The 14,188-nt window shown below is 37.3% G+C and carries 13 protein-coding genes; 12 read left to right on the top strand and 1 reads right to left on the bottom strand.

Annotated elements, in window-relative coordinates:
* Positions 1-165: 165 nt before the first annotated feature.
* The 7 genes from ezrA (at position 166) to ACXY7N_RS21060 (ending at position 8,669) form a co-directional block, all read left to right on the top strand.
* Positions 166-1,878, top strand: coding sequence for a septation ring formation regulator EzrA (gene ezrA / locus ACXY7N_RS21090; protein ID WP_016135455.1), 1,713 nt, complete (start codon positions 166-168; stop codon positions 1,876-1,878).
* Between the two features lie 228 nt (positions 1,879-2,106).
* Positions 2,107-3,249 (top strand): cysteine desulfurase family protein, encoded by a 1,143-nt coding sequence (locus ACXY7N_RS21085; RefSeq protein WP_016085953.1) that lies wholly within the window; start codon positions 2,107-2,109, stop codon positions 3,247-3,249.
* 6 nt (positions 3,250-3,255) lie between these two features.
* The gene (gene thiI / locus ACXY7N_RS21080) at positions 3,256-4,470 is read left to right on the top strand and encodes a tRNA uracil 4-sulfurtransferase ThiI (RefSeq protein ID WP_353811013.1); all 1,215 of its coding nucleotides are present in this window, start codon (positions 3,256-3,258) and stop codon (positions 4,468-4,470) included.
* Positions 4,471-4,550: 80 nt separating this feature from the next.
* A complete protein-coding gene (locus ACXY7N_RS21075; protein WP_000157912.1) occupies positions 4,551-4,745 on the top strand; it encodes an alpha/beta-type small acid-soluble spore protein in 195 nt (64 codons plus the stop codon).
* 176 nt (positions 4,746-4,921) lie between these two features.
* Positions 4,922-6,508, top strand: coding sequence for an acyl-CoA synthetase MbcS (mbcS, locus tag ACXY7N_RS21070; RefSeq protein WP_016085955.1), 1,587 nt, complete (start codon positions 4,922-4,924; stop codon positions 6,506-6,508).
* A 91-nt stretch (positions 6,509-6,599) separates the two neighbouring features.
* Positions 6,600-7,031 carry a VOC family protein gene (locus tag ACXY7N_RS21065; RefSeq protein ID WP_016085956.1) on the top strand — a complete coding sequence of 144 codons (432 nt, stop codon included), beginning with the start codon at positions 6,600-6,602 and terminating at the stop codon, positions 7,029-7,031.
* A 69-nt stretch (positions 7,032-7,100) separates the two neighbouring features.
* On the top strand, positions 7,101-8,669 hold the full coding sequence (locus tag ACXY7N_RS21060) for an amidohydrolase (RefSeq protein ID WP_016085957.1): 1,569 nt from the start codon (positions 7,101-7,103) through the stop codon (positions 8,667-8,669).
* Between the two features lie 127 nt (positions 8,670-8,796).
* Here the strand turns inward: ACXY7N_RS21060 and ACXY7N_RS21055 are convergent, their stop codons facing one another.
* A complete protein-coding gene (locus ACXY7N_RS21055; RefSeq protein WP_016085958.1) occupies positions 8,797-9,600 on the bottom strand; it encodes an NAD kinase in 804 nt (267 codons plus the stop codon).
* A gap of 205 nt (positions 9,601-9,805) precedes the next feature.
* Between ACXY7N_RS21055 and ACXY7N_RS21050 the strand changes: the two genes are divergently transcribed.
* The 5 genes from ACXY7N_RS21050 to ackA all read left to right on the top strand — a co-directional run bounded on the left by ACXY7N_RS21050 (position 9,806) and on the right by ackA (position 14,166).
* Positions 9,806-10,444: a DUF2953 domain-containing protein gene (locus tag ACXY7N_RS21050; protein ID WP_016085959.1), complete on the top strand. Its 639-nt coding sequence runs from the start codon at positions 9,806-9,808 to the stop codon at positions 10,442-10,444.
* A 12-nt stretch (positions 10,445-10,456) separates the two neighbouring features.
* Positions 10,457-10,852: a GerW family sporulation protein gene (gene ytfJ / locus ACXY7N_RS21045; protein WP_016085960.1), complete on the top strand. Its 396-nt coding sequence runs from the start codon at positions 10,457-10,459 to the stop codon at positions 10,850-10,852.
* 134 nt (positions 10,853-10,986) lie between these two features.
* Positions 10,987-11,487, top strand: a complete 501-nt coding sequence (gene tpx / locus ACXY7N_RS21040; protein WP_000024529.1) for a thiol peroxidase — start codon at positions 10,987-10,989, stop codon at positions 11,485-11,487.
* Between the two features lie 199 nt (positions 11,488-11,686).
* Complete coding sequence (locus ACXY7N_RS21035; protein WP_016085962.1) at positions 11,687-12,673, top strand: class I SAM-dependent methyltransferase; 987 nt, start codon at positions 11,687-11,689, stop codon at positions 12,671-12,673.
* Positions 12,674-12,972: 299 nt separating this feature from the next.
* Entirely contained in the window at positions 12,973-14,166 is a 1,194-nt protein-coding gene (gene ackA / locus ACXY7N_RS21030; protein ID WP_016085963.1) for an acetate kinase, read from the top strand.
* Positions 14,167-14,188 lie beyond the last annotated feature (22 nt).

The raw sequence follows: 14,188 nt of genomic DNA, 5'->3' as shown, positions 1-14,188 counted from the left end.
AACATGAAATTTTAAAAAAAACTAGGTCAAAAACAAACCATTACATGGTATGATTAGTACATTGTTAGTTGTTAAATATAGGGGAATTCCCTTTTTATACATAATGCCTTCCATTTCATAAACGGAACGGACAAAAAAAGAGATATAACTAGGAGGCTTTTTTGCATGGATTCTATCCTGACGATCGTTATCATTGTAGTAAGCTCTATTCTAGTGCTGCTCATGATAGAGCTTGTGATAAGAAATCGTTCATATAAAGATATTGAAGCACTGGAGCAGTGGAAACAAGAGATAAAAGATAAACCTGTGGCAGATGAACTAAAACGGGTGAAAGATTTAAATATGACGGGTCAAACAGAAGAACTGTTTGGTAAATGGCGTGAAGAATGGGATGAGATTGTATCAACAACCCTTCCGAAAGCAGACAAAGATTTAGCGCAAGCGCGAAAATTCGCCTCGCAATTCTCCTTCCGAAAAGCAAAGCATGCGATGAATGAATCCATAAGTGGTTTAGATGACGCTGATAATCGTATTACAGACATTTTAAATGAATTACAGCAATTGTTAGAAAGCCATGAAAAAAATAGCTCGGAAATTGAAGAGTTACGTGATACATATCGTAGTATGAAGAAGAGTGTTCTTGCTCATAGACATATGTATGGAGCAGCAGAGCAGAAAATTGAAGAGATGCTAGATGCTGAATCTAATAAGTTTAAAAGCTTTGAAGAGGCAACAGATAATGGCGACTATTTAAAAGCGAGAGAAATTGTTATTAGTTTAGAAGAAGGTTTGGCAAGCTTAGAAATCATTATTCACCAAATTCCAGATTTATTGGTAGAGTGTCAAGCGACGTTACCAGTTCAGCTGGAAGATTTATTACACGGACATAATGATATGGTAAGACAAGGTTATGTATTAGAGTATTTGGAAGTCCCTAAAGAAGTTCGTGATATGACGACACAACTACACACATGTTTAATGGATATACAGGAGCTTCATATAACAGAAGCTGCTGAAAAAGTAGAAAACTTAAAAACGCGTTTAGATGGCTTCTATGATCAACTGGAACAAGAAGTACATGCGAGACATTATGTGGAGCAAAAAACACTTTCTGTTTATGAAGACTTAGAAGAAATTCGCGCTGAAACGATTGAAACAAAAGTAGAAACACAGCTTGTGAAACAGAGTTATCAGTTACAAGATAAGGACATTGAGTCTCAGAAAGTAATTGAAAAGCAAATGCATATTTTAACGAAACGTTTTGAAATGCTGCAATTACGCGTTGCGGAACAAGATATTGCCTTCTCTATTATTCGTGAAGAACTAGAAGAGGTTTATGAGCAATGTGAAACGTTAAAAGTACTTCATGCAGAATATAAAGAAATGCTGCAAACGATGCGTAAAGAGGAATTTGAAGCGCGTGAGAAGTTGCAAGAAATGCGAAATATCATTTTTGAAACGAAACGTTTTATGCAAAAGTCGAATTTGCCAGGTCTTCCAGAAAGCATTATGGAAGATTTAAAAAGAGGACAAATGGCAATGCAAGCTGTATATGAACAGTTAGAAGTGAAGCCGTTAAATATGAACGCTGTAAATAGCAGTTTAGAAGAAGCATACACAACTGTTAATGGTGTAGCTGAAATGACAGAAGAGTTAATTGGACAAGCGTATTTAGTTGAAAAATTAATTCAATATGGTAATCGTTACCGCAGTCATGATGAGAACCTTGCAGAGAGCTTAAATTATGCGGAGAAATTATTCCGTGAATATCAATACGATGCAGCTTTAGAACAAGCGGCTTCTGTACTAGAGCAACTTGAACCTGGCGTTGTTCAAAAAATAGCTGAATATGTAGACAATGAACAAACCCTTTCATAAGGGTTTGTTTTTTTGTGTAATTTTGGGGACGATGTTGCTATAATGAATAGCGGAATACAGTAAGGTTATTCGTTTTAAAATATAGTGAAACTGTAGTCAGTAGGGTCATCCTAGCTAATTATCGGCCTTCACAATCGGGATAAAATGGAACCTTTGAGTAGTCTTAGCGTAATTACACGTATTTGTGATATGATTATATGATGTGATAGCGCTGAAAGGGGAAGAACGATGATCTATTTTGATAATAGTGCGACGACGAAGCCATATCCAGAAGCCCTTCAATCGTACGTAACGGTTGCTGGAAAATATTTTGGAAACCCTTCTTCTATTCATTCGCTTGGAGGAGAGGCAGAGCGTCTATTAACACAATCAAGAACGATTGCAGCGCAGCTTCTTCATGTTAAACCTTCTGAGATTATTTTCACATCAGGTGGAACCGAAGGGAATAACCTTGCGATTAAAGGAATAGCGATGAGGAATCGTTCGCGCGGTAAACATATCATTACAACAAATATTGAACACGCGTCTGTGTTTGAAGCATATAAACAATTAGAAGATCTCGGTTTTGATGTAACATATTTACCGGTTAATGAGCATGGTGTTGTATCGGTAGAGGATGTAAAACGAGCACTTCGTGAAGATACGATTCTTGTGTCAATTATTCATGTGAACAACGAGACTGGAGCAATTCAGCCTGTTGCTGAAATTGGAACGTTATTATCGAACTATCCGAAAATAAGATTCCATGTGGACCATGTACAAGGGATAGGAAAAGTACCGCTTGATTTATATGCTTCTCATATTGATCTTTGCTCAATATCTGGACATAAATTCCACAGTGTAAAGGGAACGGGTCTTCTTTATGTACGTGATGGCGTAAGGTTAGATCCAATTTTATCAGGTGGTCAACAAGAGCTTAAGTATCGCTCCGGTACAGAGAACTTACCTGGCATTGTAGCGATGGTGAAAGCACTTCGCATGACAATGGAACAAGTGAAAGAAAAGGTAGCTCATTTGCAAAATTTACAAACAGAGCTTGTCCGTTTCTTTAAAGAGATGGAAGATGTAACGATTAATACGTCGCTTGCATATGCAGCACCGCACATTTTAAATGTATCATTTGTTGGTTTAAAACCAGAAGTGGTCGTTCATGCTTTAGAAGAGCACGGTGTATATGTATCGACGAAGTCTGCTTGTTCTTCAAAAGCAAATGAAGTGAGCAGAGTGTTAGTGGCAATGGGAGTACCGCATGCCGCTGCTGCAAGTGCTATTCGCATTAGTTTGGCACCAGAAAACACGATGGAAGAAGTAAAACAATTTGAAGGTATTGTGAAAGAGACGATGCCAAAATTATATGAAGTGATGAGGTAAAGAAATATGATGACATATGAATATATTTTAGTTCGTTATGGAGAGATGACGACTAAAGGTAAGAACCGTTCTAAATTTGTAAGCACATTAAAAGATAACGTAAAGTTTAAACTGAAAAAGTTCCCAAATATTAAAATCGATGCAACACATGATCGTATGTACATCCAATTAAATGGCGAAGACCATGAAGCAATTTCTGAAAGATTGAAAGATGTATTTGGTATTCATAAATTTAACTTAGCGATGAAAGTACCATCAGAATTAGAAGATATTAAAAAAGGTGCATTGGCAGCTTTCTTGCAAGTAAAAGATGATGTGAAAACATTTAAAATTACAGTGCACCGTTCTGATAAGCGCTTCCCAATGAAGACGATGGAGTTACTTCCAGAAATCGGTGGGCACATTTTAGAAAATACAGAGGATATCACAGTAGATGTTCATAATCCAGATGTGAATGTACGTATAGAAATTCGCAGTGGTTACAGCTATATTATGTGTGGTGAGCATATGGGCGCTGGTGGTTTACCAGTTGGCGTTGGCGGAAAAGTAATGGTACTTCTTTCTGGTGGTATCGATAGCCCAGTAGCAGCGTACTTAACGATGAAACGCGGCGTGTCTGTGGAAGCAGTTCACTTCCATAGCCCACCTTTCACAAGTGAGCGTGCAAAACAAAAAGTAATCGATTTAGCACAAGAGTTAACGAAGTACTGTAAACGTGTAACGCTTCACCTTGTTCCATTTACAGAAGTGCAAAAAACGATTAATAAAGAAATTCCATCTAGCTATTCAATGACAGTTATGCGCCGTATGATGATGCATATTACAGAGCGTATCGCAGAGGAGCGTAATGCACTTGCAATCACGACTGGTGAAAGTCTTGGACAAGTAGCAAGCCAAACATTAGATAGTATGCATACGATCAACGAAGTAACAAACTATCCGGTTATTCGTCCACTTATTACGATGGATAAATTAGAAATTATTAAAATCGCTGAAGAAATTGGCACATATGATATTTCAATTCGTCCGTACGAAGATTGCTGTACAGTATTCACACCAGCAAGCCCAGCGACGAAGCCAAAGCGTGAAAAAGCGAATCGTTTTGAAGCAAAATACGATTTCGCACCATTAATTGACGAAGCTGTAGCGAATAAAGAAACAATGGTATTACAAACGGTAGAAGTAGTGGCGGAAGAAGAAAAATTCGAAGAACTTTTCTAAAACCATAAATTACCATATCTAAAATATGTATGAAGTCATGTTGTTTATCACACTCTATACTCACAAGGAGGTGATACAACATGGCAAGCAACAATAAATTAGCAGTATCTGGTGCTCAAGCAGCATTAGATCAAATGAAATACGAAATCGCTCAAGAGTTTGGTGTTCAACTTGGAGCTGATGCAACATCTCGCGCTAACGGTTCTGTTGGTGGCGAAATCACTAAACGTCTAGTTTCACTAGCTGAGCAACAATTAGGCGGTTTCCAAAAATAATCCCATATACGATGGCTTAGAAAGAGCGGGTTCTCCCGCTCTTTCTTTTTGTTGTTTGCATCGTTATACATTCATTTCGACATAGACATAAAAAATTTGTCAAAAGAAGAGGGTTCAAAATTAACTGAAAATTCTTTATTATATAAGGGAGGCATAGAAACGAAGGAGGATATTTTATGAAGAGAGAAGAATTGTTGGCGCCACCGTCTTATAATTTAGTTTCCGAAATAGAGAAATATACAGGTGATAAAGAGAAGCTTGCTTTAATTTGGCAAGATGATAAAGGGAATAGACGAGAAGTTACATACGCTGAGTTAATGCAAGGTGCGAATAGAATTGGAAACGCTTTTATAAAGAGTGGTCTGCAAAAAGGGGACAAGCTTCTTATCATGATGCCGCGTTTAATTGAAGCATACATGACGTATATCGCTGCGATTAAAGCAGGATTTGTCGTAATTCCGAGTTCGGAAATGTTGCGCAAAAAGGATATCGAATATCGCATTGGACACGGAGAAGTAAAAGCAATCGTAAGTTATGAGCCGTACATTGGGCAGTTTGATGATATAGAAGCGATGGAATCTCTTCAAAAATTCGTTCTGAGCGAGCAGTCAGTAGGTGGATGGATTAATTTAAAAACAGCGTTAGAAACAGAAAGTGACCTGTTAGAAATGGCGAAGACAGATAAAGAAGATATGGTCTTTTTATCTTACACGTCAGGGACGACAGGAAATCCAAAAGGTGTTGTTCATACGCATGCATGGGCATACGCTCATTTACGTACGAGCGCTCCAAATTGGCTCGGAATTGAAGAGAATGATGTTGTATGGGCGACAGCTAGTCCAGGCTGGCAAAAGTGGATTTGGAGTCCATTTTTAGCAACTCTAGGATCAGGGGCAACAGGATTTGTATACAACGGTAAATTTGAACCGAAAACATATTTAAATTTATTAGATGAGAATAAGGTGAATGTACTTTGTTGTACGCCGACTGAGTATAGATTAATGGCAAAAGTAGAAGACTTAAGTGAGTACAATTTAGAAGCTTTACATAGCGCTGTATCCGCAGGCGAGCCGTTAAATAGAGAAGTCATTGGAACGTTCCAAAAGCACTTTGATATTACAGTAAGAGACGGCTATGGGCAAACGGAAAATACATTACTTGTTGGTGTAATGAAAGGGATGGATATTAGACCAGGATCAATGGGAAAACCGACGCCAGGTAACCACGTTGATATTGTAGATGAGGAAGGTATTCCGGTAAAGATAGGAGAAGTTGGTGATATTGCAGTTCACATTGAAACACCAGCCCTCTTTAAACAGTATTATAAAGACGATGAGCGCACAGCGATGCAATTCCGCGGTGATTATTATATTACCGGTGATAAAGCGAAGAAAGATGAAGACGGCTATTTCTGGTTTGAAGGACGCGGAGATGATATTATTATTAGTTCTGGCTATACAATCGGACCGTTTGAAGTAGAAGATGCACTTGTAAAACATCCTTACGTAAGAGAGTGTGCGGTTGTCGCAAGCCCTGATGAAATTCGCGGAAGTGTCGTGAAGGCATTTATCGTATTAAGAGAGAATATAGAAAAGAACGAAGAAACATTAATTCCAATACTCCAACAACACGTCAAAGAACTTACTGCACCATATAAATACCCTCGCAAAATTGAATTTGTAGATGAACTACCAAAAACGATTTCTGGAAAAATTCGCCGTATTGAACTTAGAAAACAAGAGATGGAGATTCCTTCAAAATAATTTCGAAAATAGTTGAATGAACTACAAACCATATGATATTATAAAAACGAACACAAGTTCGATTTTATAAATTTAAAAAAGAGGTGTCCGTATGATTTTAGGTATTAATCCGTACTTAGTTTTAGATGGTAGTGGGCAAGAAGCTGTACAGTTTTATAAAGAGGCGTTAGATGCAAAAGTAGAAGTCATGCAAACTTTTGGTGACATGCCTGAAAATCCAGAATACCCGATTCCAGCTGAAGCAAAAGAGCGCGTTTTACACGCTACTTTAAAAGTTGGTAATACGGAACTTATGATTTCTGATACATTCCCAGGTCAAGGGCATGCAATCGGATCTCAAGTAACAATCGCAATTCAAATTAGTAACGCGGAAAAGGCGAAAGAAGTATTCGATAAGTTACAAGAAGGTGGAGAGGTTATCATGCCACTTCAAGAAACGTTCTGGAGCCCAGCATACGGACAAGTAAAAGATAAATTTAATATTGAATGGCAAGTTACAACGTCTACTACTGAACAAAAGTAATTTTTAGAAAAGCACCATGTTTTGAAATGGTGCTTTTTTTTATACAATAAAACAAAGGAGATGAGATATATGGGAGAAATTTGGTATGGCGGCACCATTTACACGATGAGAGAAGAAAACGAAAAAGTGGACGCTGTTTACGTTGAAAATGGCAGGATTGTGGATATCGGGACTAAAGAAGAGTTAGAAAACCGATATGTTGCGGTGAAGTTGTACGATTTAGAGGGGAAAACAATGATTCCAGGTCTCGTTGATAGTCATATGCATCTGATTGGGCATGGAGAGAGATTACTTCGTTTGGATCTATCAAATTGTACATCGTATAGCGAAGTGCTAACTCTCGTTCAGAAACGAGTAGAAGAAGCGCCAAAAGGTTCTTGGATTATTGGAGAAGGCTGGAATGAAAATAATTTTACAGATACAAAACAAGTTCACGTACGTGATTTAGATGAAATCTCTAAAGAACATCCGATTTTATTAAAACGTGTTTGTCGCCACGTTACATGGGTGAATTCATATATACTACAAGAAGCGAACATAACAGAAACGACGCAAGATCCGAAAGGTGGGAAAATTGGCCGTGATTCATCAAATATGTTAACAGGCCTTTTATATGAACAAGGGCAAGAGTTAATGAAACATGTTCAGCCTGAAATTGATGAAGCTTATTTACAAAGCGCTTTGCAAACAGCGATTAAAGACTGCTGGCAATATGGACTCGTTGGCGGGCATACGGAAGATTTAAATTATTACGGTGGTTTTAGAAAAACGCACAATGCGTTTTCTCATGTTATAAAGGAAATGCCATTTAAAGCACACTTGCTCGTACACCATGAAGTAGCACATGAACGAAAAGAATATGAAAATGAGCACTATATTGAATTGGGGGCGATGAAAATTTTTTCTGACGGCTCTTTTGGCGGAAGAACAGCTTTATTAAGTGAACCGTATGAAGATGCGCAGGAAACAAATGGGGTTGCAATTTTCTCACGTGAAGAGCTTGCGGAGTTAGTGAAAAAAGCACGAGATTTACATATGTCAGTTGCGATTCATACAATCGGTGATTTATCGCTCCAGTATGTGATTGATGCACTTGAATTATATCCACCAGCAGAAGGATTACGTGATCGGATTATTCATTGCCAGCTTGCTCGTGAAGAATTGATTGAGAGAATGAAAAACTTACAAGCCATTATTGATATTCAGCCCGTATTTGTGTCATCGGACTTCCCATCAGTCATTGAAAAACTAGGCGAGCATCGTCTTCGTTATGCGTATGCTTGGAAGACGTTACTGGAGGCAGGATTACACTGTAACGGTGGCTCGGATGCTCCAATTGAACAAGTAAATCCGTTTCTAGGTATATATAGCGCTGTTACACGCAGAAGTTTTATTGACGGTGTATGCTATATGCCGGAAGAAAGGCTAACGGCATATGAGGCTGTTTCTTTATTTACAACAGGAAGTGCCTATGCAATCGGAAAAGAAGCGAAGCGAGGGCAAATTACAAAAGGCTATGAAGCGGACTTTACGATATTAGACCGCAATATTTTTGAAATAGAGCCAGAAGAAATAAGAGAAGTACAAGCGGCGATGACCGTAATTGATGGGAAGATTGTGTATAGAAAAGGTGCGTGAAAATATATCAGCGATTTTCGGAATATATCGACTTACCGACAAAATATGACAAGAGTAGTGGCCGATAGCGAGAGAAATAAATAACCGCCGACTTATGGAATCCCATAAGTCGGCGGTTATTTTAATACTATAAAAACGTTCTCTGTACTTTTTCCCAGAAAGAATTGTTTTTTAATTTAACTGTTTTAATTTGTTTATCGCTTAAGCGTACAACAGCTTTTTCCACTTGTTTAATGCTAAGCGCTTCATTATCCAAACCGATAACAGGATAATCATTACCGTCTGGTCTTAGTTTTAAAGTTAATGTACGTTCGTGATTTAAAATGAACGGTGAACCGAGTGTACGGTATGTGTTGTTATTTAGTGATGCTAATTCACTTACTTGGAAGCAAGGGATAAGCGGATCAACAACTGCACCGTGCAATGATTTATTGTAAGCTGTACTTCCTGTTGGGGTAGAAACAACTAAACCGTCACCTCTAAATGTTTCGAAATATAAATCATCAACGTGAACATCTACAACGAATGTTTTAATAATGCTAGAACGTAATGAGAACTCATTTAAACAATGGAAAGATGTACCGTGATCTACATCTACCTGAATTGTTGGATATTTTCGCACTTCAATTTCATTTTTTGTAATTTCTTGAAGGGCTGTATCAATGTGATCAAGGTGGAAATCGCAGTAGAACGAAATTTCATCTTTCGTAGAAATCCCTGCGTATAAACAATCTTCTCTAAAACCAGTTTTACGAACGGCTTGTAAGAAAGTTGCATCATCTCCAACACTGACGATAGCGTTTGCATTTTTTGGATGATCTAATATGGTAAATCCATTCTCTTCTAAAATACGATAGATTGGTTTCATTTTTTCAACGAGCGTTGCTTTGTCATCACCATAAAAGAAAAATAAATTGCGACGATCTGCCATTATGTATCCCTCCACTGCAGTTAAATTTTCTGTTTTTCGTGCTACATATCATTAGAGTCCGTTCCCTGACGATATGTTCAAATAATATATTTCGATATAAAATGTCAAAATACCTTTTTATTTTTAGAAAAATTTTTATATTCAATCTTAAGGAGTTCTGTTTAATGATGAATAAACTTGTCGATAATGGGTACGGAGTGAAAGGATGATACGTATGAATTGGCTCGTAATTGGAATAATAATTCTTCTCCTTTTTATTTTGCTTATACTATTGTCGAAAATATCGCTTAAGGTGACATTTTTATATTCAGAAATGGAAAAGCAATGTTTGTTTCAAGTGAAAATCTGGATGATTCGATATACATTTGATGTGTTGGAAAGAATTGAAAAACAGCAGAAGAAAACAGGACAAAAAATTGAAAAAGCTGAAGAGGACGGCGGACTAGATAATAAAATTATAGCGCAACTTGATAGCATTGGTGAACTGATAAAAAAGCTGCAAGAAGTTCATACTATTGTTAAAGATTTTCTCAAACGAGTGAAAATCAATGGTTGGAAATGGCATACGCAAATTGGAGCAGGCGACGCAGCTAGTACTGGAATTGTCACTGGATATGCATGGGGGACAAAAGGAATGGCTGCTGGAGTTGTAGGACAATATATGCATATTGTCGACGTACCAGAATTTGAAATTACTCCTGTTTTTCAAGGGAAGGGATTTGCATCAAGATGTGAATTAACAGCATCTTTTCGTATATTCCGTACTGTAAAAACAGCGATAAAATTACTCATGTTTATGAGGAAGCAAAAATCTGGTATGACAGAAAAATCTGTTCAAGCATAGGGGGGATATAGAATGGACCATCCAATTCAAGGTTTAATGACAACGGCAATGCAGCATTTAAAACAAATGACTGATGTAAATACAATTGTTGGTGACCCAATTAAAGCGGCAGATGGAAGTGTAATTCTTACCGTTTCGAAAGTAAGTTTCGGATTTGCTGCTGGTGGAAGTGAATTTGGTAAAGTAGAACATTCAGGCCGTCATCCATTTGGCGGGGGAAGCGGTGGAGGAGTTTCTATTAATCCTGTTGCCTTTCTTGTTATAAATGGAGATGGTGTGAAAGTATTACATTTAGATAAGCAAACACACGTCATCGATAAAATAATTGAATTAGCACCACAAGCTGTTGATAAAGTGAAGGAAATGATGGATAAACGAAGAGAAGACGATCCTGAATTTCAAATTTAACGAATAAAGAAGCTGATCAATAGATTAGCTTCTTTAATTTTTTTGTAAATAAAGCGATTTTATTTGCATTATCGATAGGGACAAACTATCATTTACATTGTACATATTTTGTTTAAATAAGGGAGGATTTTCAAGTGGCAAACGTAACTTTTAAAGGTAATCCAATGACTTTAGTTGGAACAGAAGTTAAAGTTGGCGATCAAGCGCCAAACTTCCAAGTATTAGCAAACGACTTATCTCCAGTAAGTTTAGAAACATACAAAGGCGAAGTAAAATTAATTAGTGTTGTACCTTCAATCGACACAGGTGTATGTGATGCACAAACACGTCGTTTTAACCAAGATGCAGCAGGTATTGAAAACGCGAAAGTATTAACAATTAGCGCTGACTTACCATTCGCTCAAAAACGCTGGTGTGCAGCAAACGGTTTAGAAAATGTTGTTACACTTTCTGACCACCGCGACCTTTCATTCGGTGAAGCTTACGGCTTAGTAATGAAAGAACTTCGTTTACTTGCTCGTGCAGTATTCGTAGTAGATAGCAACGACAAAGTAGTTTACGTAGAATACGTAAGCGAAGGTACAAGTCATCCAAACTATGAAGCAGCATTAGAAGCAGCTAAATCTGCAAAGTAATGTGAAGAAAATGACCTCTTATAAAGAGGTCGTTTTTTCTCATATATTGCTGCGTAATGGTACCAATATATGAGAAAAAACGTTATATCATATATAACTTAAAGGGGAGCTCTTTGCAGGAGGTCGCTTTTTCTTTTTGGAAAAAAACACTTTGTGGTATGATATAAGTTATGTGTAAAAGAGAGAAGGAGGAATGTACGTGAGTCAGACAGTGGAAACATTATTTTCTATTTTTGATTCTTCTGCGGTAGTTTTACGTAAAGAATTAGATGTAACATATTTAGAGGCGCTTGTAGAAACAGGGGATAACTTGTTTGAAGGAGCGATTTTACAAGAAGAATTATCCGAATCAGCAATTGAAAGGTTGAATCGTGAATATAGTACGTTTAATGAAGAAACATATAAAGGTGAAGAAATTCGTAAAGCGTTTCAGTTAGCCATCTTAAAAGGGATGAAAGAAGGCGTACAAGCGAATCACGAAATGACGCCTGATGCAGTTGGCATGTTCATGAGTTATTTATTCCATAAATTTATGCAAGGTAAAGCAGAAATTACTGTTTTAGACCCTGCAATTGGAACGGGTAACTTAATGACTACCGTATTTAATAGCGCCAAAGAAGAACTAGTAATGAGTGGATTTGGTGTAGAAGTGGATGAAGTGCTAATTAAACTTGCTTTAGTAAATGCGAATTTACAAAAGCATGCAATCGAATTCTTCCATCAAGATGGACTAGCGCCACTTTATATCGATCCAGTTGATGCAGTTATTTCAGACTTACCGATTGGTTACTATCCAAATGAGATCGGTGCAAGTGAATATAAGTTAAAAGCAGATGAAGGAATGTCATATGCTCACCACTTATTTATTGAACAAAGTGTGAAACATACGAAAGAAGGCGGGTACTTATTCTTCTTAGTGCCAAACTTCATTTTTGAAAGTGATCAAGCACCTAAATTACATGCATTTATTAAAGAAACATGTTTTATTCAAGGACTATTGCAACTACCTGTTTCCATGTTTAAAAACGAGAAAAATGCAAAAAGTATATTTGTTCTCCAAAAGAAAGGTCCTAGTGTAACAATGCCAAAACAGGCGTTATTAGTGGAGTTACCTAAATTCTCCAACATGAAGGCGATGGAGAACATTATGGATCAATTAAATACTTGGTTTGCAACACATAAATAAGGGTAGGTATATGTAACAGAGTTAGTAATTCATGTAGTACAGTTTTATATGATATGTCATATTTTTAAATATATACTAGATTTAACTGAATTTTTTTGAAATCTGTAATATATATTTTTTCTTGGTGTTATAATTTTTTCACTTGAAATATATGTCGGACGATGTTTAAATTAAAATCGTGAGTATAAAATTTGCTAATGATGAAACGTTTTCATATGTAGTAAATTTAATTAGATAAAATCGAGCGGTTTGTGGAAACATCCACACAACTACCAAGAGAAAAAGGGGCGAAAGACTAGATGTCAAAAATCATCGCGATTAACGCAGGAAGCTCTTCCTTAAAATTCCAATTATTTGAAATGCCAAGTGAAACAGTATTAACAAAAGGTTTAGTAGAACGTATCGGTTTAGAAGATAGTATCTTCACTATTACTGTAGATGGCGAAAAACAAAAAGAAATTACAAACATTCCAGATCACGCAGTAGCAGTTAATATGCTTCTTAAAAAATTAACTGAAAACGGAATCGTTAAATCTCTAGAGGAGATTGGCGGTATCGGTCACCGTGTTGTTCACGGCGGCGAAAAATTTGCTGACTCTGTTTTAATTACTGATGAAGTATTAGCTGATATCGAAGAATTAAGCGATTTAGCACCACTTCATAACCCAGCAAACGTTGTTGGTATTAAAGCATTCCAAGAAGTATTACCAAACGTACCAGCAGTAGCAGTATTCGATACAGCATTCCACCAAACAATGCCGGAATCTGCATTCCTATACAGCTTACCATATGAGTACTATGAAAAATTCGGCATCCGTAAATACGGTTTCCACGGAACTTCTCATAAATACGTAACTGAGCGTGCGGCTGAACTATTAGGTCGTCCACTTGAAAGCTTAAGCTTACTTTCTTGTCACTTAGGTAACGGTGCAAGTATCGCAGCAGTAGAAGGCGGTAAATCTATCGATACTTCTATGGGCTTCACTCCACTTGCTGGTGTAACAATGGGTACACGTTCTGGTAACCTTGACCCTGCGTTAATTCCATACATCATGGAAAAAACAGGCCAAACAGTAGAAGAAGTAGTTAACGTATTAAACAAGAAGAGTGGTATGTTAGGTCTTACTGGTTACTCTAGTGACCTACGTGACATCATTGCGAAAGAAGAAGAAGGCGATCACCGTGCGAAAGTAGCACTTGATGTATTCGTAAGCCGTATCCACAAATACATCGGTTCTTACACTGCTCGTATGAAAGGTGTAGACGCAATCATCTTCACAGCTGGTGTAGGTGAAAACAGTGCAATTATTCGTGAGCGCGTATTAGAAGGCCTTGAGTACATGGGCGTATACTTCGACGTAAAACGTAATAACGTATTTGGTGAAGAAGCATTCATCAGCTTCCCACACTCTCCAGTAAAAATTATCGTAATTCCAACTGACGAAGAAGTTATGATCGCTCGTGACGTACTACGTCTTGGAGATATTGGTTAATATACTATATGAAAAGAAAGAC

This window comes from Bacillus sp. 5w2, assembly GCF_054353775.1.
Note: the sequence above shows the minus strand (reverse complement) of the source record. Positions and strands in the feature narration are given on the sequence as shown.